Annotated in this window: 19 protein-coding genes; 14 read left to right on the top strand and 5 right to left on the bottom strand. The window is 73.1% G+C overall.

Annotated elements, in window-relative coordinates; all coding sequences use genetic code 11:
- Positions 1-163: 163 nt before the first annotated feature.
- Positions 164-610 (bottom strand): nitroreductase family deazaflavin-dependent oxidoreductase, encoded by a 447-nt coding sequence (locus tag ACH4UK_RS20190; RefSeq protein WP_398358056.1) that lies wholly within the window; start codon positions 608-610, stop codon positions 164-166.
- Between the two features lie 245 nt (positions 611-855).
- Between ACH4UK_RS20190 and ACH4UK_RS20185 the strand changes: the two genes are divergently transcribed.
- The 3 genes from ACH4UK_RS20185 to ACH4UK_RS20175 are packed head-to-tail and all read left to right on the top strand — an operon-like array spanning position 856 to position 3,273.
- Positions 856-1,089 carry an acyl carrier protein gene (locus tag ACH4UK_RS20185; RefSeq protein WP_398358054.1) on the top strand — a complete coding sequence of 78 codons (234 nt, stop codon included), beginning with the start codon at positions 856-858 and terminating at the stop codon, positions 1,087-1,089.
- Entirely contained in the window at positions 1,086-2,351 is a 1,266-nt protein-coding gene (locus ACH4UK_RS20180; protein WP_398358052.1) for a beta-ketoacyl-[acyl-carrier-protein] synthase family protein, read from the top strand. The genes ACH4UK_RS20185 and ACH4UK_RS20180 overlap by 4 nt, the downstream gene beginning before the upstream one ends.
- A 22-nt stretch (positions 2,352-2,373) precedes the next feature.
- The gene (locus ACH4UK_RS20175) at positions 2,374-3,273 is read left to right on the top strand and encodes an alpha/beta fold hydrolase (protein ID WP_398358050.1); all 900 of its coding nucleotides are present in this window, start codon (positions 2,374-2,376) and stop codon (positions 3,271-3,273) included.
- 30 nt (positions 3,274-3,303) lie between these two features.
- Here the strand turns inward: ACH4UK_RS20175 and ACH4UK_RS20170 are convergent, their stop codons facing one another.
- Entirely contained in the window at positions 3,304-5,721 is a 2,418-nt protein-coding gene (locus ACH4UK_RS20170; RefSeq protein ID WP_398358048.1) for an endonuclease/exonuclease/phosphatase family protein, read from the bottom strand.
- 524 nt (positions 5,722-6,245) lie between these two features.
- Between ACH4UK_RS20170 and ACH4UK_RS20165 the strand changes: the two genes are divergently transcribed.
- The 8 genes from ACH4UK_RS20165 (at position 6,246) to ACH4UK_RS20130 (ending at position 17,524) form a co-directional block, all read left to right on the top strand.
- Entirely contained in the window at positions 6,246-7,550 is a 1,305-nt protein-coding gene (locus tag ACH4UK_RS20165; protein WP_398358046.1) for an ROK family protein, read from the top strand.
- Between the two features lie 381 nt (positions 7,551-7,931).
- Positions 7,932-8,435, top strand: coding sequence for a flavin reductase family protein (locus ACH4UK_RS20160; RefSeq protein ID WP_398358044.1), 504 nt, complete (start codon positions 7,932-7,934; stop codon positions 8,433-8,435).
- 18 nt (positions 8,436-8,453) lie between these two features.
- Positions 8,454-9,536 (top strand): ABC transporter substrate-binding protein, encoded by a 1,083-nt coding sequence (locus ACH4UK_RS20155; protein ID WP_398358042.1) that lies wholly within the window; start codon positions 8,454-8,456, stop codon positions 9,534-9,536.
- Positions 9,533-10,423 (top strand): ABC transporter permease, encoded by an 891-nt coding sequence (locus ACH4UK_RS20150; protein WP_398358040.1) that lies wholly within the window; start codon positions 9,533-9,535, stop codon positions 10,421-10,423. Before ACH4UK_RS20155 ends, ACH4UK_RS20150 begins: the two co-directional genes overlap by 4 nt.
- Positions 10,399-11,148: an ABC transporter ATP-binding protein gene (locus ACH4UK_RS20145; protein ID WP_398358038.1), complete on the top strand. Its 750-nt coding sequence runs from the start codon at positions 10,399-10,401 to the stop codon at positions 11,146-11,148. The genes ACH4UK_RS20150 and ACH4UK_RS20145 overlap by 25 nt, the downstream gene beginning before the upstream one ends.
- A gap of 105 nt (positions 11,149-11,253) precedes the next feature.
- Entirely contained in the window at positions 11,254-12,636 is a 1,383-nt protein-coding gene (locus ACH4UK_RS20140; RefSeq protein ID WP_398358036.1) for an LLM class flavin-dependent oxidoreductase, read from the top strand.
- The gene (locus ACH4UK_RS20135) at positions 12,633-16,493 is read left to right on the top strand and encodes an ABC transporter ATP-binding protein (protein WP_398358034.1); all 3,861 of its coding nucleotides are present in this window, start codon (positions 12,633-12,635) and stop codon (positions 16,491-16,493) included. Before ACH4UK_RS20140 ends, ACH4UK_RS20135 begins: the two co-directional genes overlap by 4 nt.
- Positions 16,490-17,524, top strand: a complete 1,035-nt coding sequence (locus tag ACH4UK_RS20130; protein WP_398358032.1) for an aldo/keto reductase — start codon at positions 16,490-16,492, stop codon at positions 17,522-17,524. The genes ACH4UK_RS20135 and ACH4UK_RS20130 overlap by 4 nt, the downstream gene beginning before the upstream one ends.
- A gap of 22 nt (positions 17,525-17,546) precedes the next feature.
- Here ACH4UK_RS20130 and ACH4UK_RS20125 read toward each other — a convergent pair whose 3' ends face one another.
- On the bottom strand, positions 17,547-18,644 hold the full coding sequence (locus ACH4UK_RS20125) for a glycoside hydrolase family 5 protein (RefSeq protein ID WP_398358030.1): 1,098 nt from the start codon (positions 18,642-18,644) through the stop codon (positions 17,547-17,549).
- Positions 18,645-18,816: 172 nt separating this feature from the next.
- Positions 18,817-19,212, bottom strand: a complete 396-nt coding sequence (locus ACH4UK_RS20120; protein ID WP_398358028.1) for a VOC family protein — start codon at positions 19,210-19,212, stop codon at positions 18,817-18,819.
- 121 nt (positions 19,213-19,333) lie between these two features.
- On the opposite strand from ACH4UK_RS20120, the gene ACH4UK_RS20115 reads away from it, so the two are divergent.
- Both ACH4UK_RS20115 and ACH4UK_RS20110 read left to right on the top strand, forming a co-directional pair.
- Complete coding sequence (locus ACH4UK_RS20115) at positions 19,334-20,833, top strand: MFS transporter (RefSeq protein ID WP_398358026.1); 1,500 nt, start codon at positions 19,334-19,336, stop codon at positions 20,831-20,833.
- Positions 20,830-21,867, top strand: coding sequence for a glutathione S-transferase family protein (locus ACH4UK_RS20110; RefSeq protein WP_398358024.1), 1,038 nt, complete (start codon positions 20,830-20,832; stop codon positions 21,865-21,867). The genes ACH4UK_RS20115 and ACH4UK_RS20110 overlap by 4 nt, the downstream gene beginning before the upstream one ends.
- A 9-nt stretch (positions 21,868-21,876) precedes the next feature.
- Here the strand turns inward: ACH4UK_RS20110 and ACH4UK_RS20105 are convergent, their stop codons facing one another.
- Entirely contained in the window at positions 21,877-22,749 is an 873-nt protein-coding gene (locus tag ACH4UK_RS20105; protein WP_398358023.1) for a DMT family transporter, read from the bottom strand.
- 118 nt (positions 22,750-22,867) lie between these two features.
- Between ACH4UK_RS20105 and ACH4UK_RS20100 the strand changes: the two genes are divergently transcribed.
- The gene (locus ACH4UK_RS20100) at positions 22,868-24,004 is read left to right on the top strand and encodes a winged helix DNA-binding domain-containing protein (RefSeq protein ID WP_398358021.1); all 1,137 of its coding nucleotides are present in this window, start codon (positions 22,868-22,870) and stop codon (positions 24,002-24,004) included.
- Positions 24,005-24,018: the final 14 nt, after the last annotated feature.

The raw sequence follows: 24,018 nt of genomic DNA, 5'->3' as shown, positions 1-24,018 counted from the left end.
ACGTCGAACGTCACCCGACAGGGGTGTCGGCGCTGGTTGACGCGTCACCTGGCGGTCGGTCACCAGCACGCACTCGTCACACCGCATGCTGCCGCCGCTGGGTCCCCGCACCATGGCGCGCATCGCGGACATGGCGTCGAAGAGGGCGGGGGTCTGCGACGGCTCAGCGCCGCGTCAGCCGCACCACCGGGATGTCCCGCTCGGTGCCCGCCTGATACTGCCCGTAGCGCGGGAACAGCTCCACCAGGCCCGGCCAGACCCGCGCCTTCTCCTCGGCCGGCAGCGTCGCCGCCACCGCCCCGAACCGCTCGGTGTTCACCCGCAGTTCGACCTCCGGGTTCGCCTGGAGGTTCAGATACCACAGGGGCGGCCGGTCCGATCCGCCGTTGGACGCCACGATCAGGTAGTCCTCGCCGTCCCGCCCGTACATCAGCACCGTGCGGCGCACCGTCCCGCTGCGCCGCCCCACGTAGTCCATCAGCAGACACGGCACGCCCAGTTGCGTGGTGCCCTTCGTTCCGCCGGAGGACTCGTAGAGCTCGGCCTGCCGGGCGACCCAGTCGGCGGGGCTCGGTGCGGCCTCCGCATTGCCGTCCTGCTCGGCCGTCATCGGTTTCTCCTTCTCTCGTGCCGTCCCGTACGGGCTGTGCTCCCATCCTGGCATCCACCCGCGCCGCACCCCGGATTCGTACACCTGGACACCCCTCCCACCGCACGGGGGAACGCGGACCGGGAACGCGTCCGCGAAGGCGTATAAAGGGTCCTTCCGGAGCAGCCGGCGTCCCCCGATGGCCCCTCCCCCCCACCTCCCCTCACGCGGCCGGCGTCACCGCGTCACCGATCCCAGGAGCGCCAATGAGCACCTCGGAAGAGATCAGCGCCCTGCTGGTAGCGAAGTTCGGCACCGACCCCGAGGCCATCCGCCCCGACGTTCCGCTGCACCGGCTGCGGCTGGACTCCCTCGCGCTGGAGGAACTGCGGCTGCTCATCGAGGACCGGCTGGACGTGGACCTGGAGGACGTCGCGCTCACCTCGCGCGACACCGTCGGCCGCCTCGTCGAGGCCGTGCACGGGAAGGTCTCCGCATGAGCGCGGCCACCGCACGGCCCTACCGCCGCACCCCGCTCGCCCCGTTCGCCGCGGCCGTCACCGGCGTCGGCCTGGTCACCGCCGCCGGTACGGGAGCGGACGCCGCCTGGCGCGGCGTCACCGAGGGCCTCGCGCCGTCCGCCGGCCCCCGGCCCGAACTGGACGGGCTGCCCTGCGACTTCTTCTACTCCGTCACCGACTGCGACCCGGGGGCCGTCCTCGGGGTGGCCGCCCAGCGGCTGATGGACCGCTTCGCCCAGCTCGCCGTGATCGCCGCCCGCGAGGCCGTCGCCGACGCCGGGCTCGACCCGGCCGTCTGGGACAGCGGCCGGGTCGGCGTCGTCATCGGCTCCGCCCACGGCGGACTGCCCTTCTACGACGAGCAGCACACGACCCTCGCCGGGCGCGGCCCCCGCCGGGTCTCCCCGAAGCTCGCCCCGCTCAGCGTCGTCAACGGCGCGGCCAGCAGCGTCAGCCTGGACCTCGGCGTCCACGGACCCAGCCAGGCCGTCTCCACCGCCTGCTCCTCCGGTACGGTCGCCATCGGCACCGCCCACCAGATGCTCCGCTCCGGGGCCTGCGACATCGTCATCGCGGGCGGCGCGGAATCCACCTGCACCCGCCTCCTGATCGCCAGCGCCTGCAGCCTCAAGGCCGTCTCCACCCGACGCGAGGACCCCGCGGCCGCCTGCCGCCCCTTCGACACCCACCGCGACGGCTTCGTCGTCGGCGAGGGCGCGGGACTGCTCGTCCTGGAACACCCGGACCACGCACGCGCCCGCGGCGCCACCGTCCGTGCCCACGTGGACGGTTACGGGGCCTCCAGCGACGCCCACTCCGCCGTCGCCCCGGACCCCGAGGGCCTCGGCATCGAACGCGCCCTGCGCACCGCGCTCGCCGACGCCGGCCTCTCCCCGGCCGACGTCGGGCACGTCAACGCGCACGGCACCTCGACGCTCTCCAACGACCTGATCGAGGCGACGATGCTCCGCCGGGTCCTCGGCGAGAGCCCCCTGGTGACCTCCACCAAGGCGATGACCGGCCACACCCTCGGCGCGGCCGGCGGCATCGAGACCGCGCTCACCGTGCTCGCCCTCCAGCACCGACTGGTCCCGCCCACCGTCAACCTGGACGCCCCCGACCCGCGGATCCCGATCGAGGTGGTCGCCAAGGAGGCCCGGACCGCCGCCTTCGACTGCGCCGTCAAGACCTCGCTCGGCTTCGGCGGCCACAACGCGGCACTCGTCCTCACCAGGGCCTGAGCGGAAGGGAACGCAGGAGCACATGCCCGAGGAGATCATCCGGACCCTGTCGGTCGACGGAGTGCGCTACAGCTACCGCGTCCTGCCGCACACCCGCCCCGGGACGCCCCCGGCCACCGAGCCGACGCTCGTCCTCGGCGGTGCGCTCCAAGGCATGTTCGGCTGGCCCCAGATGGACGACCACCTGGGCCCGGCCACCGATGTGGTCACCGCCGACCTGCCCGGCATGGGCAGCGCCGACCCGCTCCCGCCAGGACCCAGCGCCGACCTGCTGCGCCGGGCCGTCCTCGGCATCGCCGACGACCTCGGCGCCCCCCGGCTCAACGTCTTCGGCTTCTCCTACGGCACCGCCATCGCCTACGGCTTCGCCCGCCGCCACCGGGAGCGGGTGGCGCGGCTGGCCCTCGGCGGCGTTCCGGTCCACATCGACGCCGCCCAGGTCGCCTGCTGGGAGCGGGCCCGGCGCCAGCTGGCCGAGGGGGACCGCGCGGGGTTCGCCGCGACGGCCGCCGACGCGCTGATGTGCCTGGACCCCGAACGCCCCGTACACCGCAGGGAATTGGCCCGCCGCTATGTCCGGCGCTCGTTCCTGCACGCACTCGCCCACTCGCCGCACGCGGCGGACTCCCTCTACCGGGCGCTGGCCGACCGGCCCGACTTCTCCGGCGGGCTCACCGGCGTACCGGCGCTCGTCTTCGCGGGGGAGCACGACACGGTGACCTCGCCGGCGCGGCAGCGGGAGTTCGCCGCGACGATCGAGGGCAGCCGGTTCCTGACGATCGAGGAGTCCGACCACTGGGTGGTCCTGGAGCGGGCCGACGACGTGGCCTCGCTGGTCTGCCGGTTCTTCACGGAGCGGGAGCCGGCGGCCGGCGCGGTCGCCCTGCCGCGCCAGGCGGCCGCGCCGGCGGGCCGGACCTGAACATCCGGTCCGGCCCGCCGGGTCCCGGACTCAGCGTCCGTGGCCGTGCGCCCCGTCGACCCTCACCCGCACCACCTGCGGGTCGTGGTCGCTCGCCTGGTCGGCGAATTCGGCGTTGATGTGCACCACGTCGTAGTCGGGCCGCCGGATGCCGGGGCTCGTCAGGATGTGGTCCAGCGTCTGCGAGTTGCCGTCGAAGACATAGCTGTACCGCTCGGCGGCGGGCAGCGTCGTGATCAGCGGCCTGAGCGCCCTGCCCTTGGTCAGCGCCTTCATTGTCGGGGAGAACTCGAAGTCGTTGAAGTCCCCGAGCGCGACGACCTTGGCCGACTTGTCCGCCTTCAGCAGCGAGGCGACGAAGGTGTTGACCTCGGCGGCCTGCTGGATCCGCTTGGTCTCCGAGGACCGCGTCGGCTCCTGGTAGCGGCCGTGCAGCGGCTGGTCGCCGCCCTTGGACGCGAAGTGGTTGCCGACGACGAAGACCGGCTCGCCCCGGAAGACGAACTCGCCCACCAGCGGCTTGCGGCTGTCCGCCCACGCCGCGCTCGCCGGGTTGATCCGGCCGGGCGAGACGGAGAGTTCGACGCCCTTCCCCTTCTTCACGGCCTCCACCGGGGTGGTGGCGTCGCCGCCCGCGCGGTCGGTGAAGGAGACCCGCTCGGGGTTGTAGAGGAAGACGTTGCGGATGTTGCCGCCGGGCTCGCCGCCGTCCTGGTTGTTCTCGGGGGCGATGGAGCGCCAGGCGTAGCGCGGGCCGCCCTGGGCGACGATCGCGTCGGTGAACCGCTTCAGCGTGGCCTCCGAGCCCGTCGTGCCGTCGTTCACCGCGCCGTTGTCGTCCTGGATCTCCTCCAGCGAGACGATGTCGGGGGAGGACAGATTGACCGCGACGCCCTCGGCCAGCGTGTCGAACTTGGCCTGGTCGTCGACCGCGTCGAGGTTCTCCACGTTGTAGGTGGCGACCGCCAGCTCGTTCTTCCTCTGCTCGCGGGTCACCTCGCGCCGCAGCTTCCTGTCGACGAGCGTGCCCAGCTCGGTGGCCTGCACGTTGTAGCCGCCGTACGAGGCGTAGTCGAGCACGCCGGTGGTGCGGCCCTTGAGTACGTCCCCGACGTTCGCCGCCGGGATCGGCTGCGCCGGGTCCAGCGACATGACCTTGAGACGGCCGGTGTTCTGGTCCTCGTACGAGGCGTAGAGCGTGCCGCCGCGCCGGGTCGGGTTCTCCTTAGGCTCGACCGTCACCCAGATCTCGTCGTACGGGGTCGTCGCGCCGGTGACCCGGGTGTCGGCGATCCGGACCCGGGAGCCCTCCAGCGCCTCGTACAGGTCCAGGGCGTAGCGCTTCGGGTTCAGGGGCAGCGCGTCGATCGCCCCGCCGTCCGCCGAGGGCACGTAACGGCCGGGCACCGAGCGGGCGTCGAGGACGACCGGGGCGGGCAGCGCGTTCCCGGAGGAGAGGACGGTGGTGCGCGGTGCGGTGAGCTGGGTGAGCGACTGGGTGCCGGTGCCCGGGTAGTACTCGGCGACCTTGCCGCTGACCAGGACCGCGTCGCCGACCTGCACGGCCGGGGCGGTGGAGCCGGTGTAGACGAACAGGCCCTCGCCGGTGCGCGGGTCGTTGTCGGGCGCGGTGTCCTGGATCCAGAAGCCGCGTGAGCCGCTGGTCCGCACGCCGGTGACGACGCCCGGGACCCCGGTGACCGCCGTGCCGTCGAGCGGGGAGACGCGGGTGGCGCCCTGGATGTCGTGGATCCGGACGTCGCCGGGCTCGGTGGGGCCGGGCTCCTCGGGCTCCTGACCGCCGCCGGACGTCTCGCCCTTGGCGTTGACCGGGGTCGGCGCGCCCGCGGCGAGGTCGGCCGCGTTGTCGTCGGTGTCGGCGAGCGAGGCGGCCCGCGCGACGGAGGCGGTGGCCGACGCGCCGGGGACCGGGCCGACGCCCTCCCGGACGACCGCGGACCCGTAACCGACCAGATCGACGATCCGGGTGTCCGCCGCGCAGTCCGCCGCCGACTTGCAGGTGAGCGGGGCCGTCCCGGAGACCAGGGCGACGGTGCCGCTGCCCGCCGCCAGGGCGACCGTGCCGGTGGCGTCCGCGGTGGGCAGCGCGACCGTGCCGCCGGTGCCGGCGGCCTGGGCGAGCAGGTAGCGGCCGCCGGGCGCGATCGACCCGGACAGCTCGGAGACCTGCCACAGCGAGCCGGCCGACGGGCTGCCCGGCAGGTACTGGACGCTGAGACCGCCGACCTCGAAGGGAGCGGAGCCGGCGTTGGCCAGCTCGACGAAGTCCCGGGTCAGCGTCGCGCCGGAGTTGCCCCCGCCGCCGTACACCTCGGAGATCACGGCGGTGGCGGACGGGGCCGCCTGGGCGGCGGGAAGGGCGGTCACCGCGAGAGCGACGGCGACGGCGCCGGTCAGCAGGACGGAACCGGATCTGTATATCTGCACGGGAGGTGCCCCCAACGGAGTAGTAGGGGCAAAAGCTATGCGCGTAGAACGGGGCATGACAAGGCATCATCGGTTAATTCCCGGCACCATCCCGATGGAGAGCGGGCCTCGCCGCCCCGCACCGATCGCCGGATCACCGCGTCGCGCCCCCGCCACACGCCTGTCACATGCGGCAATACCCGGGCAACACGCCCCGCTGAGACGGCCGTCCACCATGCGGTCAGCGGTTTGACCGGGTTACGCCGCTCCGGCTACGTTGCGCGCCATGCAGCGATCCGCACACCTGACGACGCGAGGTCATGTCGACCTGAAGCGCGTGTGCTCCGCGGCGTGTCACCGGGTCTGAACGCACACCGGCCCGCGCGACCGCCACCGGAGCCCCCCGGTGCGCGCGCCCTGGGCCACCGTTCCACGGGAGAAGCCGAACCCGCTCCGGCCCTGCGCCGGGCGGATCCTCGGCCCGAGGCTCCGTCCGGACGCCTTCCCGCACGGCCCGCTGCCATCGAGGACCTGTGAAGACACCTGTGAAGCGTCCGCCCGTGCCCGCCCGCCGCCCCGCCCCGCTGCGCCGCTCGGACATCCCCGCCGCCGGGTCCGCCCGCCGGGTCTCCGGCACCGGCTCCGTGCTGAGCGCCATCCTCGACCACGGGCCGGTGGCCCGGTCGAACGTCGCCCGGCTCACCGGGCTCTCCCCGGCGGCGGTGACCGGCCACGTCGGGCAGCTGCTGGCGCGCGGTCTCGTCCGGGAGGGCGCGGAGACCGCCGGACCCAAAGGCCTCGGCCGGCCGCACATCCCCGTCGAGATCGACACCGGCCGCTATCTGGTCGCCGGGGCCCACGTCGCCGTCGCGCACTCCACGGTCGCGCTGATGGACCTGCGCGGCCGCATCGTCGCCGAGGACCGGCAGCCGCACGCCATCGGGGCCAACGGCCCGTACGCCACCGTCCCCGGCGGCTCCCCGCGCGGCCTGGCCACCGGGCCCGCCCTGCTGCGTGACCTCGCCGACCGGCTGCCCCGGCTGGTCGAGGCGCACGCCGCCGGCCGGACCGTCCTCGCCCTCGGCTTCGCCACCGGACACCGGGTGGACCCCGCCGCCGGAGTCGTCGTCGAGCATCCGCACCTGGGCTGGCGGGACGTCCCGGTCCGCGAGATCCTCGAAGCCGCCACCGGGCTCCCCGTCCATGTGGACAGCCACTCGCGGGCGCTGGCCCGCGCCGAGCAGCTGTTCGGCGAGGTGTCGACCCGGGCCAGCACGGTCCTGCTCTTCGTCGGAGCCGTGGTGGACGCGGCCTTCGCCAGCTCCGGAACCATGCACCTGGGCCCTCGCTCCGGTGCGGGCAGCGTGGCCCATCTGCCGCTCGGGGCAGGCGGATCGGGCGGGGCCGAGCCCTGTTCGTGCGGCCGCACCGGCTGCCTCCAGTCGGAGGTCTCCGAGCGGGCCATGGTGCGCCGCGCCGCCGAACAGGGCCTGTTCGTCGGCTCGTTCACCGAACTGCTGGACGGAGCCCTGGCCGGCGACCCGCGGGCCCTCGCGCTCTTCCGCCGCCGGGCCCTGCTCGTCGGCCGGGCGGCGGCCCTGCTGCTCGACATGTTCGACCCCGAGGTCCTCGTGGTCGTCGAGCCGGGAGCGGGCCGGATACCGGAGTGCCTGGCGGACCTGCGGGCGGAGGTGGCGCGGCGCTCCTGGGTCTGCGACGACCCCGAACGGGCCGTGGTGCCGAGCAGCTTCACCGGATCGGTGCTGGCCACCGCCGGTGGCGCGGTGGCGCTCGGCGCGCTGTACACCGACCCGCTCGGGCCCTGGCCCGCACTGCCCGCGGTGTCCTGAACACGTCCGCCGGCCCCGTTCTCCGGCGGTGTGCGGAACCCGACTTAATTCAGAACGTTGCATTGTTGACCGGCCCGACAGCACCCCAGGGCAATGGATTCATGACCAGCCGACAGCGTATTCAGCAGAGCGTGCCCTGCGCGGCTCGCCGCTGTCGCACGGCTGCGCCGGTGAGGGAATTCTCCCGGCCCTGTCGTGGTCGCTCCTGTCCGGGATCCCGATAACTCCCAGCTGATTCTCCGGGCGGTCGACGCGACCGGCCGATCCCCGCCGGGATCCGGCCCCGCTTTCGCGTGTGCCTCTTTCGCCCGTGCCTCCGTGCGCGCTTTTTTCGAGCCCTTCGCTCGTTCCGTGCCCGCCCTTCCTTCCATTCCGGGAGAGATGTTGACCGTCACCGTGCCCTCCTATGCCCCCGCCTACGCCCCCGACCGTTTCAAGCAGGTGTTCCGCCGCTATCCGGCCGGCGTGGTCGTCGTCACCGCCGACTCCGGCCGCGGACCCGTCGGCTTCACCGCCACCTCGCTCACCTCGCTGTCCCTGGACCCGCCGCTCGTCTCGTACGGCATCGGCACCACCACCTCCTCCTGGCCCCATGTCGAGGCGGCCTCCTCCAGCGTCGTCAACTTCCTCGGCGCCGACCAGGAGTCCCTCGCCCGGACCTTCGCCACCAGCGGCATCGACCGGTTCGCCGCCCCCACCGCCTGGCGGCGGCTGGCGGGCGGCGAACCTGTGCTCGACGGGGTGGCCGGCTGGCTGCGCCTGGAGACCGAGCAGATCGTGCCCGCCGGGGACCACCGGATCGTCATCGCCCGGGTCACCGACTCCTGGCTCGACGAGGACCGCAGCCCGCTGCTGTTCCACGACGGCGCCTACCACTCCCTCTGAAAGCCAGGAACACACCCCATGCCTCGTCACCAGACCCACGACCTCTCCGCGACCACCCGAACCGTGGGCCGCCGGTCCTTTCTCGCTCTGGCCACCGGAACGGTTCTCGGCCTCGCCGCCTGCTCTCCGCAGGCCAAGACCGTGGCCCGTTCCGAACCCACCGGAAAGCTTCCCTCGGGCGCACCGCCGCCGGGCACGAAACTGACCGTCGCGGTACGCCAGACCCGGCTCCAGCTGGAACCCGCCGGTCTTCAGAAAGAACTTGCCTTCACGGTTTCCGAATGGCCGAATTTGAGCGCGGGCCCGGATATCATCCAGGGATTCCGGGCCCAGTCCATCGACCTCGCCTCCAATGCGGGAATTCCGCCGATCCAGGCCAAGGCCATCGGCGTCGACACGAAGATCGTCGCCGTTCAGGTGCGCCCGCGCCCCCTCTACACCTTCGCCACCGCTCCGGGCTCCGACATCGCCTCGGCGGAGGACTTCCGCGGCAAGAAGATCGGCTTCTCCCAGGGCCAGGCGCAGGGCGTCGTCGTCCTGCGCGCCCTGAAGGCGGCCGGTCTGAAGAACAGCGACGTCGAACTCGTCGCCCTGCCCAGCACCCAGTTCCTCACCGCGCTCCAGTCCCGGCAGGTCGATGTGGCGCCGCTCGGCGAGCCGACCCTCACCAAGTACCTCGACCAGTACGGCAAGGACGGCGCCACCGGCCTCAAGACCGAGGTCGTGGACCTGCTCACCGTCCTGTGGGCCCCGGTGGAGGTGCTCGACGACCCGGCGAAGGCCGCGGCCGTCCGCAGTTTCATTCCGCTGTGGGCCAAGGGCCTGGTCTGGGCGTGGGAGAACACGGACGAGTGGATCGACACCTACTACGTGAAGAGCGAGGGCGTCTCCGTGGCAGACGGCCGGCGCATCGTCGCCTCGCTCAACAAGCCGCAGTTCCCGGTCGACTGGGACCAGGCCATCGCGTGGGAGCAGGAGACCGCCGACCTGATGGCCGAAGGCGGCTTCGTACCGAAGCAGGACGTGGCCGACCTGTTCGACCGCCGCTTCGAGGGCCTGGCGGCCCAGTCCGTTCCCGCCGAGTACCGGGAGACCTCATGACCGACCTGCTGCCCACGGCCCGCCCCGGCGGACCCGCCGTCCTCACCGAGGACGCGCCGCCCCCGGCGGACACCGCGGACCGGAACCGCCCCGCCGTCGCCCGCGGCACCCGCAGGCGGCTCGGCCCCGGCCGGTCCCTCCCCTTCGGCCGGCTCATCGGCCCCGTCCTGCTCGTCGCCCTGTGGTGGGCCGCCTCCGCCTCCGGCTATCTGGACCCGCGCATCCTGTCCGGGCCGGGCACCGTGATCTCCACCGCATCCGACCTGGTGGCCACCGGACGCCTCCAGGACAACGTCCTCATCTCCCTCCAGCGCGCCGGGCTCGGCCTCTTCTTCGGCGTCACCGCCGGCGTGGTCCTCGCGGTCGCCGCCGGGCTCAGCCGCAGCGGCGAGTACCTCCTGGACGGACCGCTCCAGATCAAGCGCGCCATCCCCTCGCTCGCCATGCTGCCGTTGCTGATCCTCTGGCTCGGCATCGGCGAACAGATGAAGGTCACGGTGATCGCGCTCGGCGTCGCGGTCAACATGTACATCAACACCTACGCCTCGCTGACCTCCATCGACAGCCGGTACGTGGAGCTCGCCGAAGGACTCGACCTCGGCCGGGCACAGTTCCTGCGCAAGGTCGTCATCCCCGGATCGCTGCCCGGCTTCTTCGTCGGTCTGCGGCTCGGCGTCACCTCCTCCTGGCTCGGCCTGATCGTCGTCGAGCAGATCAACTCCACCAGCGGCATCGGCTACATGATGTTCCAGGCCCAGCAGTACGCCCAGTCCGACGTGATCATCGTGGGGCTGGTGGCCTACGGGATCTTCGGCTTCGCCTCCGACGCGGGCGTGCGCGCGATCGAAAGGAAGGTCCTGTCATGGCGACGCACCCTGGCGGGCTGATCACGAAGGCCCCGCCCGCCGTCCGCACGTCCCGGCTGGTCCGCAGGTTCGGCGACCGGATCGTCCTGAAGGAACTCGACCTGACCGTGGCGCCGGGGGAGTTCACCGCGCTCCTGGGCCGCAGCGGATCCGGCAAGTCGACCCTGCTGCGGGCCGTCGCCCGGCTCGACCACACGGTCGAGGGCTCCGGCGAACTCACCGTCCCGGAACGGGTGTCGCTCTCCTTCCAGGACTCCCGGCTGCTGCCCTGGCTCCGCGTCCTGGACAACGTGACCCTCGGGCTGCGCGGCCCCGGCACCCGCGAACGCGGCCTGACCGCGCTGGAGGAGGTCGGCCTGGCGGGCCGGGACCGCTCCTGGCCGCACGAACTGTCCGGCGGCGAGCAGCAGCGCGCCGCACTCGCCCGCGCCCTGGTCCGGGAACCCGAACTCCTGCTGGCCGACGAGCCGTTCGGGGCGCTCGACGCCCTGACCCGGATCAAGATGCACGGCCTGCTGCGCGAACTGTACGAGCGCCACCGCCCCGCGGTGCTCCTGGTCACCCACGACGTGGACGAGGCCGTGGAACTCGCCGACCGGGTCCTGGTGCTGGAGGACGGCCTGATCTCCGTCGACCTCGCCATCGATCTGCCGACCCCGCGCTCGCGCCGGGACGCCCGCTTCCAGGAGTACCGCGACGCCCTGCTCACCGCCCTCGGGGTCGCGCAACCCCCCGCGGCGGCCTGACGCCTGCCGCTCCGGCGTCACGCGGCCGCCGCCGGCCGCCCGACGCGTGAACACCCGCTGCCCGTACCCGCCGGGAATCCCTCCCGCACCTGCCTGGAGACAGCCATGCCTTCCGCCGGACCCCGCAAGCCCCTCCACCTCAACGCCTTCCTCATGTCCACCGGACACCACGAGGCGTCCTGGCGGCTCCCCGAGAGCCCCGCCGAGGCGAACTCCGACATCGCGCACTACAAGAACCTCGCCCGGATCGCCGAGCGCGGCCGCCTCGACTCCCTGTTCCTCGCGGACAGCCCGGTCCTCATGGGCGACCCCGGCCGCCGTCCCGCCGCCAAGCTGGAGCCCACCGTCCTGTTGACCGCGCTCGCAGGGGCCACCGAGCACATCGGGCTCATCGCCACCGCGTCCACCAGCTACAACGAGCCCTACAACCTGGCCCGCAGGTTCGCCTCCCTGGACCACGTCTCCGGCGGCCGGGCCGGCTGGAACATCGTCACCACCGCCGGGGCCGACGCCGCCCGCAACTTCGGCCTGGACGACACCCCGCTGCACCGCGAGCGCTACCGCCGCGCCGCCGAGTTCGTCGAGGTCTCCACCAAACTCTGGGACAGCTGGGCGGACGACGCCGTCGTCGCCGACAAGGAGAAGGGCGTCCACGCGCTCGCCGACCGGGTCAGGGCCATCGACCACCGCGGCGAGTTCTTCCGCGTCGAGGGAGCGCTCAACGTCCAGCGCCCGCCGCAGGGACACCCGCTGCTCGTGCAGGCCGGATCCAGCGAGGACGGCAAGGACTTCGCGGCCCGGTACGCCGAGGCGGTGTTCACCGCCCAGCAGACCCTGGAAGAGGGCATCGCCTTCTACCGGGACGTCAAGGCGCGGGCCGTCGCGCTCGGCCGGGACCCCGACACCATCAAGATCCTGCCCGGCATCGTCCCCGTCATCGGCGACACCGAGGCCGAGGCCCATGAGCTGGACGCCGAGCTGGACCGCCTCATCGTCCCCGAGTACGCCAAGCGGCAGCTCGCCCTGCGCCTGAAGATCGCCCCGGACGACCTCGACCTGGACGCCGAACTTCCCGAGGACATCCCGACCGAGGACGAGATCGAGGGCGCCAAGAGCCGCTACACCCTCATCGTGGAACTGGCCCGCCGCGAGCACCTGACCGTACGCCAGCTCATCGGCCGGCTCGGCGGCGGACGCGGCCACCGCACCTTCGCGGGCACCGCCGAACAGGTCGCCGACACCATCGAGCACTGGTACGACAGCGGGGCCGCCGACGGCTTCAACATCATGCCCGCCGTGCTCCCCTCGGGCCTGGAGGTCTTCGTCGACCGGGTCGTCCCGATCCTCCAGGAACGCGGCCTGTTCCGCACCGAGTACACCGGCTCCACCCTGCGCGACCACTACGGCCTGCCGCGCCCCGCCAACCAGTTCTTCGACGCCACCGCGGCCCACCTCCGCGCCGTCCCGGCCACGGCAGGGGCCCGGTGACGGACTGTACGGCGCACGGCGGCGCCGGAACCCGGCAGCACCCGGGGACCGGCGCCGCCGGGCGGTCCGGCACCCGACCGGGCTGGGCGCGACGCCTCCTCGGCTACTGCCTGCGCCACCGCACCGACCTCCTGCTCGCCTTCGGCGCGGCGCTCGTCGCCGCCCTGGCCACCGCCACCCTGCCCCTCGTCCTGCGCCACGTCGTGGACGGACTGGCCGGCGACACCGGCTCACTCGTCCCCTGGACCGTCCTGCTCGCCGCACTCGGAGCCGTCCGCTTCGGCGCGAGCTTCACCCGCCGCTACCGCTCCGGACGGCTCTCCCTCGGCGTCCAGTACGACCTGCGCAACGACGCCTTCGCCGCCCTCCTGCGACTCGGCGGCGCCCAGCAGGACGGGCTGCGCACCGGACAGGTGGTGAGCCGGTCCATCTCCGACATCACCCTCGTCCAGACCCTGCTGCAGTTCCTGCCGAACCTCACCGGCAACGCCCTGATGTTCCTGTGCTCGCTGGTCTTCATGGCGTTCCTCTCCCCGCTGCTGACCGTCGTCGCCCTCGTCGTCGGCCCGCTGCTCTACCTGATCGCCCTGCGCAGCCGCCGCGACCTCTTCCCCGCCAACTGGCACGCCCAGCAGGAGGCCGCCGAGGTCGCCTCCACCGTCGAGGCGACCGTCACCGGCGTCCGCGTCGTCAAGGGCTTCGGCCAGGAGGACCGCGAGCTGACCGGCCTGGAGGAGCGCGCCCGCGACCTGTTCGCCTCCCGGCTGCGCGTCGTGCGCTTCACCGGCCGCTACAACCCGGCGCTCCAGGCCGTCCCCGCCCTCGGCCAGGTCGCCGTCCTCGCCCTCGGCGGCTGGATGGCCCTGCACGGCCGGATCTCGCTCGGCACCTTCCTCGCCTTCACCACCTACCTCGGCTCCTTCGTCACCCCCGTGCGCCAGGTCGCTACCCTCCTCACCGTCTGGCAGCAGGCCCGCGCCGGAGCCGAACGCGTCCTGGAGGTCGTCGACGAGGCCCCCGTCATCGCCGACGCCCCCGACGCCCGCGAACTGCCCGACCGGCCGCCCGCGCTCTCCTGGCAGGACGTCACCTTCGCCCACGGCGACGGTCCGCCGCTCCTCGACGGCTTCACGCTCGACGTCCGCCCCGGCGAGACGGTCGCCCTGATCGGCGCGGCCGGTTCGGGCAAGTCGACCGCCGCGGCCCTGCTGCCCCGGTTCTACGACGTCCCCTCCGGGACGGTCGCCGTCGACGGCACCGACGTGGCCGAACTGTCCCTCGCCTCGCTGCGTGCCCGGATCGGCTACGTCTTCGAGGAGAGCCTGCTGGTCTCCGACACCGTGCGCGCCAACATCGCCTACGGGGCGCCGGACGCCACGGAGGAGCAGATCCGCACCGCCGCCCGGATCGCCCGCGCCGACACCTTCGTCGAACGGCTTCCCCAGGGCTACGACACCGTCGTCGGCGAGCAGGGCCTCACCCTCTCCGGCGGCCAGCGCCAGCGCATCGCGCTGGCCCGCGCCCTGGTGGGCGACCCGGCGATCCTGGTCCTGGACGACGCGACCTCCGCCATCGACGCCCGCGTCGAGGTCGAGATCCACGCCGGGCTGCACGCGGCGACCCGCCGCCGGACCACCCTGATCGTGGCGCACCGCCGCTCCACCCTGGAGCTCGCCGACCGGATCGCCGTCCTGGACGGCGGCCGCATCGCCGACACCGGCACGCTGGACGAACTCCGCTCCCGATCGGCGCTGTTCCGCACGCTGCTGTCCACCTCCGAGCCGACCGCCTCCGAGCCGGTGCCCGAAGCCCCGGCCGGCGGGGTGACCGCGGACCTGTGGCACCGGGACGGGGCCGCCGTCGAGGACGCCGACGAGTCCACCGCCGTCCGGGCCGCCCAGGCGCTGGCCGAGGCCGCCGCCACCTCCGGTCCCGGCCGCGGCGGACCCGGCGGCGGGGTCCTCGGCTCCGCCCCGCCGAGCCCCGAGCTGATCGCCGGACTCGCCCGCCTCCCGCTGCCCGAGGCCGATCCGAAGGTGCCCACGGCCCAGGCGGTCGCCGCTGACCGGGAGTTCCACCTCGGCACCCTGCTGCGGCCCTTCCGCCTCCCGCTGTTCCTCGGGCTGCTGCTCGTCGCCCTCGACGCGGCGGCGCAGATCGCCGTGCCCGTCCTCGTCCGGCACGGGGTGGACCACGGCGTCGCCCGGGGGGCCGGGGGCGTGCTCCTGGTGGCGGCCGCGGTCGCGGGCCTGGTCGTCGCGGCGAACTGGCTGATCGGCGTCGCCCAGGTCCGCACCACCGGACGCACCGGCGAGCGGCTGCTCTACACCCTGCGGGTGAAGACCTTCGCCCAGCTCCAGCGGCTCGGTCTGGACTACTACGAGCGGGAGCTCGGCGGCCGGATCATGACCCGGATGACCACCGACGTGGACGCCCTGTCGAACTTCCTCCAGACCGGTCTGATCACCGCCGTCGTCAGCCTGCTCACCGTCCTCGGCGTGCTGGTCGCCCTGCTGGTCATCGACGCGGGCCTCGCCGTCGTCCTGCTCCTCGCCCTGCCCGTCCTGATCGGCGCGACCGCCCTCTTCCGGCACTACTCGGTCCCCGCCTACCGGGAGGCCCGCGAACGGGTCAGCGCGGTCAACGCCTGCCTCCAGGAGAACGTCACCGCGATCCGCGTGACCCAGGCCTTCCGCCGCGAGGAGCGCAACGCCCAGGACTTCGCCGAACTGGCCTGGGGCTTCCGGAACTCACGGCTTCGCGCCCAGCGCTACATGGGCACGTTCTTCCCGTTCGTGGAGTTCCTCGGCACCCTGTCCACGGCGGCCGTCCTGGTCGCCGGCGCGGGCCAGGTGCGCTCGGGCGAGCTGAGCGCGGGCACGCTGATCGCCTTCCTGCTGTACGTGGAGCTGTTCTTCTCGCCCATCCAGCAGCTCTCGCAGGTCTTCGACGGCTACCAGCAGGCGGTCATCGGCCTCGGCCGGCTCCGCTCCCTGATGCGCACCCCGGCCGGCACCCCGCAGCCCGAACGCCCGCTGCCGGTCGGCCGGTTGCGCGGCGAGGTGGAGTTCGACGAGGTGTCCTTCGGTTACGCGGGCGGCGGCGGGCAGGAGGTCCTGCACGGGCTGCGGCTGCGCATCGCGCCCGGCGAGACCGTCGCCCTGGTCGGGGCCACCGGCGCGGGCAAGTCCACCGTCGTCAAACTGCTGGCCCGCTTCTACGACCCGACCGCCGGGACCGTCCGGGTGGACGGCCACGATCTGCGCGACCTCGACCTGCCCGCCTTCCGGCGCAGACTCGGACTCGTACCGCAGGAGCCGTATCTCTTCAGCGGGACCGTGCGGGACGCCATCGCCTACGGGCGGCCCGACGCCACCGACGCCGAGGTGGAGAGCGCGGCGCGGGCCGTGGGCGCCCACGAGATGATCGCCGGACTCCGGCTCGGCTATCTCCAGCAGGTGGGGGAGCGGGGCCGCAACCTGTCCGCCGGGCAACGCCAGCTCCTCGCCCTGGCCCGCGCCGAACTCGTCGACCCGGACGTGCTGCTGCTCGACGAGGCCACCGCCTCGCTCGATCTGGCCACCGAGCGCCGGGTCGCCGCGGCGACGGACGCCCTGTGCCGGCGCCGTACCACCGTGGTCGTCGCGCACCGGCTGACCACCGCCGCCCGTGCCGACCGCGTGATCGTCCTCGACGCCGGAGCCGTCGTCGAGAGCGGTACGCACACCGAACTCCTCGCGGCGCGGGGCCCGTACCACCTCCTGTGGGAGGCCTTCCGGCAGACCGGCGTCCCGGCCCCGCCCGACCACCGCCCCGACACCACCACCAGTCAGCTCGTCAAGGAGAGTGCCAGATGACCGAATACCGCAACCTCGGCCGCACCGGCGTCCAGGTCAGCCCGCTCGCGCTGGGCACCATGATGTTCGGCGCCCGGGGCAACGCCGATCACGACGACAGCGTCCGGATCATCCACCACGCCCTGGACTCCGGCATCAACTTCGTCGACACCGCCGACGTCTACTCGCAGGGCGAGTCCGAGACCATCGTCGGCAAGGCGCTCGCGGGCGGCCGGCGCGACAACGTGGTGCTGGCCACCAAGTTCCACGGCCGGCTGGGCGATGACCCCAACGCCTTCGGCAACAGCCGCCGTTGGATCATCCGCGAGGTCGAGAACAGCCTGCGCCGGCTCGGCACCGACTGGATCGACCTCTACCAGGTCCACCGCCCCGAGCCCGACACCGACTTCGACGAGACGCTCGGCGCGCTCTCCGACCTGGTCCACCAGGGCAAGATCCGCTACATCGGCACCTCCACCTTCGAGCCCTCCGCGATCGTGGAGGGCCAGTGGACCGCCGAGCGCCGGGGCCGCGAACGCGTGGTCGCCGAGCAGCCCCCGTACTCGCTGCTGGCCCGGGGCATCGAGCGCGAGGTGCTGCCTGTGGCGCAGCGGTACGGGCTGGGGGTGCTGTCCTGGAGCCCGCTCGCCGGTGGCTGGCTGACCGGCCGCTACCGTACGGGCGGCGAGCAGCCGGCCTCCAGCCGCGCCGAGCGCCAGGCCGCCCGGTTCGACATCGCCGCGCCCGAGAACGCGGCCAAACTGGCGGCCGCCGACGCGCTCGCGGCCCTGGCCGATGAGGCCGGACTCACCCTGGTCCAACTCGCCCTGGCCTTCGTGCTGGAGCACCCGGCCGTCACCTCGGCGATCATCGGGCCGCGCACCTTCGAACAGCTGGCGAGCCAACTGGGCGCCGACAAGGTGAGGCTGGGCCGGGACGTCCTCGACCGGATCGACGAGATCGTCCCGCCCGGCGTCAGCCTGTCGGCGCGCGACGCCGGTTACACCCCGGCGGTCCTCACCGACGCCTCCCTGCGCCGCCGTTCCGTCTGACGGCGCGGGGAGCGGGCCGGGGTCACTGGCGGATGCGGTCGCGGATCCAGACCCCGGCCTCCTTCAGGACCCCGGTCCCCGTCCAGTTGCTCCCGTCGCAGGTGCCGGTCTTGAAGACGGCGCCGGAGCGGTGGTCGTCGGAGTAGTTCCAGTTGGTCCAGGAGATGTTCTTGCTCTTCATCAGGTCGAGGTAGCGCTGCGACATGGCGAAGTCGTTGGCGCCCTCGCCCGCGTAGTTCTGCGTCCCGAACTCGGTGACGAAGACGGGCAGCTTGTCCGAGGCGCGGTCCAGTGCGGCGAGGTACTCCTCGCGGTGCGAGGCCGCGTAGAAGTGGAAGGTGTACATGATGTTGGAGGCGTTGACCGGGTTGTTCACGACCTCCGACTCGTCGGAGCCCTCGGACACCCCGAAGGAGGACCAGGCGCGCGTCCCGACCAGGACGACCGCGTCGGGGTCCTGGGCCCGGATCACCGGGATGATCTGCTCGGAGTACGACTTGATGGCCGACCAGCTCACCCCCGAGGGCTCGTTGGCGATCTCGTAGAGCACGCCCGGGTGGTCCTTGTACTTCTTCGCCATCGCGGTGAAGAACGTCTTCGCATTCGCCAGGTTCGCGTTCGGGTCCCCCGGGCTGAGCATGTGCCAGTCGATCACCGCGTACATGCCGCGCGCGTGCGCCGCGTCGACGAACTTCTGCGCACGGGCGGTGAATCCGGCCGGATCGGTCTCGTACCCGCCTTCCTGTACGTAGGTGGAGACGCGCAGGACGTCGGCGCGCCAGTCCTGGGCCAGGGCGTCGAGCGAGCCGTCGGTGACGCACTGGGCGTACCACTGGGTGCCGTGCGTGCTCATCCCGTTGAGGGCGACCGCCTGGCGGGAGGAGTTACAGAGCTGGCGGCCGCAGACGGAGAGCTGGCCGTTGGCGGCGAGCGGGGTGGCGGCCGTGGCGGAGGCGGGGGAGGTGGGGGAGGCGGGAGCCGGGGCGGCACCCGCCCGGACGGGAGCCATGAGAGCGGTGACCACACCGAGCGCGGACGCGGCGAGCAGGGCCTTGCGGGCCAGCCGGCGGCGACCGGTCGCGGGGGTGGGCTCGGTGGGGGGATTGGTGCGCTGGTGCATGGTGGTGCTCCCTTCGGAGGGGGGTGGGAGGCGCCATGTCGGCAGGACTGAAAGTAAAGGTTCCTTCCAATTGGCGTCAACAGTGTTGGGAAACTTTCCTGTCTATTAACGCGCGTGGCGGAAGGGCCCGTTGGGACCCTTCCGCCACCCGCCCCGCCGGTCCGCCGGCCGCTCAGCCCTGGGGCAGCGGGTAGACCGCCAGCGAGAACGAGTGGCCCGCCGGATCCGCGTACACCCGCACGTCCCGGGGTCCGCCGTTGCCGTCGCCGGTGTCGACGGGCCGGGCCCCCAGCCCGATCGCCTCCCGCTCGGCCTCGTCGATGTCCTCACTCCCCACCAGGATCCGCAGGTGCGCCTGTTGCGAGTCCTCCGGGCGGGGCCAGCTCGGCGGGGCGTAGCCGTGGTCGCGGCGGATCGCCAGCCGGACGCCGTCGTTGCCGACGATCTCGACGAAATCGGGGTCGGTGCCGATCCGTATCTCCGCGTCGAGGAGACCGGCGTAGAACTCGGCCAGCTCCATGGGTTCGGCACAGTCAAGGACGAGGACGCTCGTCTTCTCCACAGTCATGCGGGAACGAATACCCCCGCCGGCCCCCGGCACGCCGCGCCGGACCCCGCCGGAAATCCGGGCCACCGGTGCGGACGCGTCCTGGGGGAAGAACCCCCCGGCGCGACCTAAGGTGCGAACCATGGCACGGAGCGCGGCGCATCCCGGGCCGACCGGGGGCGACGCCGCCCCCGGCGGCCCCGACCCCCGGCGTTGGCGGGCACTCGCCGTCTGCCTGGTGGCGGGCTTCATGACCCTGCTGGACGTCTCCATCGTCAACGTGGCTCTGCCCTCCATCCGGGAGGGCCTCGACACCCCCGAGTCCGATCTCCAATGGGTGCTCTCCGGCTACGCCCTCGCCTTCGGCCTCTTCCTCATCCCCGCCGGACGCCTGGGGGACGCGCGGGGCCGCCGCGTGGTCTTCATGGCGGGACTCGCCCTCTTCACCCTGGCCTCCGCCGCCTGTGGAGCCGCCCAGTCCAGCCTCTGGCTGGTGGTCGCCCGACTGGTGCAGGGTGTGGCGGGCGGACTGATCTCCCCGCAGATCTCCGCCCTGATCCAGCAGATGTTCTCCGGGCGGGAGCGCGGCCGGGCCTTCGGCATGTTCGGCACCGTCGTCGGCATCTCCACGGCCGTGGGCCCGCTGCTGGGCGGACTGCTCATCCAGGCCGCCGGACCGGAGCACGGCTGGCGCTGGGTCTTCTACGTCAACCTCCCGCTCGGCGTCCTCTGCCTCCTGCTCGCCCGCCGGCTCCTGCCCGACACCCCTTCGGCGAGCCGGGTCCGCCCCCGCGACCTGGACCCGGTGGGCGTCGCCCTGCTCGGGGCCGGGGTGCTGGCCCTGCTGTTGCCGTTCGTCCAGGCCCAGCAGTGGCCCGGCAACGCCAAGTGGCTGCTGCTCGTCCTGGCCGGGGCGCTGTTCGCCGCCTTCGTGGCCTGGGAGTCGCGGTGCACGGGGGGACGCACCCACCCGGTCCTGGACCTGTCGCTGTTCCGGCTGCGCTCCTACTGGCTGGGCTGCCTGCTGATCCTGCTCTACTTCGCCGGGTTCACCTCGATCTTCTTCGTCACGACCCTCTATCTCCAGTCCGGCCTGGGCTACTCCGCCCTCCAGGCCGGACTAGCCATCACCCCCTTCGCCCTGGGCTCCGGCGTCGCCGCGTCCATCGGCGGCCGGCTCGTCGGGCGCTTCGGCCGTCCGCTGGTGGCGGCCGGCCTGGTGATGGTCGCCCTCGGCCTCGCGGGCACCGCCCTCGCCGTCCACCTGGTCCCCGGCGCCGGAGCCGGCTGGGCCATGGCGGCCCCGCTGCTCCTCGCCGGTCTCGGCAGCGGCCTGGTCATCGCCCCGAACCAGACCCTGACCCTCGCCGAGGTGCCGGTGGACCGCGCCGGCAGCGCCGGGGGCACCCTGCAGACCGGCCAGCGGGTCGGCTCCGCGATCGGGATCGCCGCCGTCGGCGCGGTCTTCTTCGCCCAGGTGGGCCCGGACGGCTGGGCCGACGCCTACGACCACGGGCTCATCGTGTCCGTCGCCTTCGTGCTGGCCGGGCTGATCGTGGCGCTGGCCGACGTCGGGGCCGACCGGCGGGGCCGACGACGAGCACCGGACAGATCCACCGACGCATCGAGGAGCACGGCATGAGCGACACGACAGCGACCGGCGCCGGGACCGAGGGCAACGGCTCCTACGGGCACAAGCCGTTCAAGCGGTCCCGGAGCCACTTCGCCGACCGGATCACGGCGGACGGGCGGGACGGCCGGCCCGTCGAACCGGGCCGCTACCGGCTCGTCGTCAGCCGGGCCTGCCCCTGGGCGAGCCGCGCCCTGGTCTCCCGGCGGCTCCTCGGCCTGGAGGACGCCCTCTCCCTCGCCGTCGCCGACCCGATCCAGGACGACCGCAGCTGGCGCTTCACCCTCGACCCGGACGGCAAGGACCCGGTCCTCGGTATCCGCCACCTCAGCGAGGCCTACGACGCCAGGGAGCGCGGCTACCCCGGCGGCGTCAGCGTGCCCGCGATCGTGGACGTACCGAGCGGGAAGCTGGTCACCAACGACTACCAGCAGATCACCCTCGACCTCGCCACCGAGTGGACCGCTCTGCACCGGCCCGGCGCCCCCGACCTCTACCCCGAGCCGCTGCGCGCGGAGATCGACGAGGTCATGGAGGGCGTCTACCGGGACGTCAACAACGGCGTCTACCGCGCGGGGTTCGCCAGCTCCCAGGAGGAGTACGCAGAGGCGTACGCGACCCTCTTCCGCCGCCTGGACCTGCTCTCCGCCCGCCTCGCGGACCGCCGCTACCTGGTCGGCGACACCATCACCGAGGCCGACATCCGGCTGTTCACCACCCTGGTCCGCTTCGACGCCGTCTACCACGGCCACTTCAAGTGCAACCGTACGAAGCTGACCGAGGAACCCGTCCTGTGGGCGTACGCCCGCGACCTCTACCAGACGCCCGGATTCGGGGACACGGTCGACTTCGACCACATCAAGCGCCACTACTACCAGGTGCACACGGGCATCAACCCCACCGCCATCGTCCCCGCCGGCCCCGACCTCACCGGCTGGACCACCCCGCACCACCGCGAACAGCTCGGCGGACGCCCCTTCGGGGACGGCACACCCCCGGGACCCGTGCCGCCGGGCGAACGGGTCACCCCGCCGGACGCCGCCTGACCCGGGCGGTCACCGGGAGGCGGCGGGCGGCGGTGCGAGCGTGCCCGCCGCCAGCGGCGTACGGGCCAGGCGCACGCACCCCGCGGCGATCAGGGCCAGCGCCGCCAGCTCCGGCAGCAGCCACCAGCCGGTCCGCAGCTCCTCGCCGAACAGCGTCACCCCGTACAGGATGCTGATCAGCGCGTCCCCCAGGGTCAGCATCGGCTGCACGGCCACCAGACTGCCCGCCTGAAGAGCGTTCTGGAGCAGGAACAGGGCGCCCACCCCGGCCGCCGCCGTGGCGTACAACTGCCAGGACGCCAGCAGCGCGAGGACCCCGCCGTCGTCGAGGTTCGCCATCGCGTCCTTCATCAGGGCGGCCGTCAGCGCGTAGCCGCACGCGGCGGCCAGCCCCAGCAGGGCCGCCCGGGGATTGCCGCGGGTCCGCAGCGCGGCGCCGATCAGCCCCGCCTCGAACACCGCGGTCAGCACCAGCGCCGGAACCCACGCCGCGTCCCGGACCGTGTCGCTTCCCTCGACCGGAGCGGCCGACACCATGCCCAGCGCGAGGCCGACCGTGACGGCCGCGACCCCGTACCAGACGGCCCGCTCCACCCGGGCCCGCATCACGAACCCGGCGATCAGCAGGGTCGCCGGCAGCTCGATCACGAAGATCGGCTGCACCACCGCGATCGGCCCGGTGGCCAGCGCGACCGCCTGACAGACCGCCGCCACGATCACCAGACCGATCCCCGCCAGCCACACCCTCTGACGCAGCAGATGACCGATCAGCGAGAGCCGCATCGCCTCGCTGTCGGGCACCCGCATCGCCGCCCGGCGCTGGAGCACCGAGGCGGATCCGTTGCTGAGTGCGGTGAGGACGGCGAACAGGACACTGATCACCGGTTCATCATGGAGCCGGTCCCGCCGGGACGCCCGGCGCACGGGGCCGGTGGGCGTAGTGCACACACCCGGGGACTTGCGGACCGGATCCGACCGCAAGCCCCGGTAGCGTGCGGGCATGGCCGCGAAGACGCACCGCACCGCCGCACAGCCCGCCGTCCTCTCCACCCGGGCGCTGAACCGGGCGACCCTGGACCGTCAGCTCCTGCTGCGCCGGTCCACGATGTCCGCGAAGGACGCGGTCGCCCACCTCCTCGGGCTCCAGGCCCAGAACACCAAGCCGCCGTACTTCCAGCTCTACTCCCGGCTCGCCGACTTCGACCCCGCGGAACTGTCCGGCCTGATGGAAGCCCGCGAGGTGGTCCGGATCGTCACCCTGCGCTCCACCCTCCACACCCATACGGCCGACGACGCGCTCACCCTGCGCCCCCTGGTGCAGGCGGCCCGCGACCGGGAGCTGAAGAACTTCCGGCGCGGGCTGGAGGGGGTCGACCTGGACGGGCTCGCGGCGCTCGCCAAGGAGCTGGTCGAGGAGCGCCCGCGCCCCGTCAAGGAGCTGCGGGACGAGCTCCTGGCGCGCTGGCCGGACGCCGACCCCCTGGCGCTCACGGTCGCCGCCCGCTGCCTGCTGCCGCTGGTCCAGGTCACCCCGCGCGGTCTGTGGGGCCGCAGCGGGCAGGTCGCGCTGACCACCGCCGAGCAGTGGCTCGGCCGGCCCGCGGCCCCCGTTCCCGCACTCGACGCCACCGTCCTGCGCTACCTGGGCGCGTTCGGACCCGCCTCGGTGCGGGACTTCCAGTCATGGGCGGGGCTCACCCGCACGAAGGAGGCCTTCGAACGGCTCAGGCCCCGGCTGCTCACCTTCCGGGACGAGCGGGGCGTCGAGCTCTTCGACCTCCCCGACGCCCCGCGCCCCGAACCCGACACCCCGGCCCCGGCGCGCTTCCTGCCCGAGTTCGACAACCTCCTCCTCGGCCACGCCGACCGCACCCGTGTCATCCCCGCGGTGAACAAGGGCCGCAACGGGGTCGGCAACCAGGCGTACGGGTCCGTGCTGATCGACGGGTTCTTCGACGCGGTCTGGCGCATCGACCGCGAGGGCGGCACGGCGATCCTGACCGTCCAGGCGCTCCGGAGCCTGTCCCGCGACGAGCGCGCGGAGATCACCGAGGAGGCGGTGCGGATGGTGGCCGTGATGACGGACGCGACGGACCACGACATCCGGTTCGGCACGTTCCTGGACTACGGGGACTGACGGCACCACGGCCG

The sequence above is a fragment of the Streptomyces sp. NPDC020884 genome (assembly GCF_044333935.1).
Taxonomy (GTDB): Bacteria; Actinomycetota; Actinomycetes; order Streptomycetales; family Streptomycetaceae; genus Streptomyces.
The sequence above is the reverse complement of the archived record's forward strand: the minus strand, read 5'-3'. Positions and strand labels throughout refer to the sequence as shown.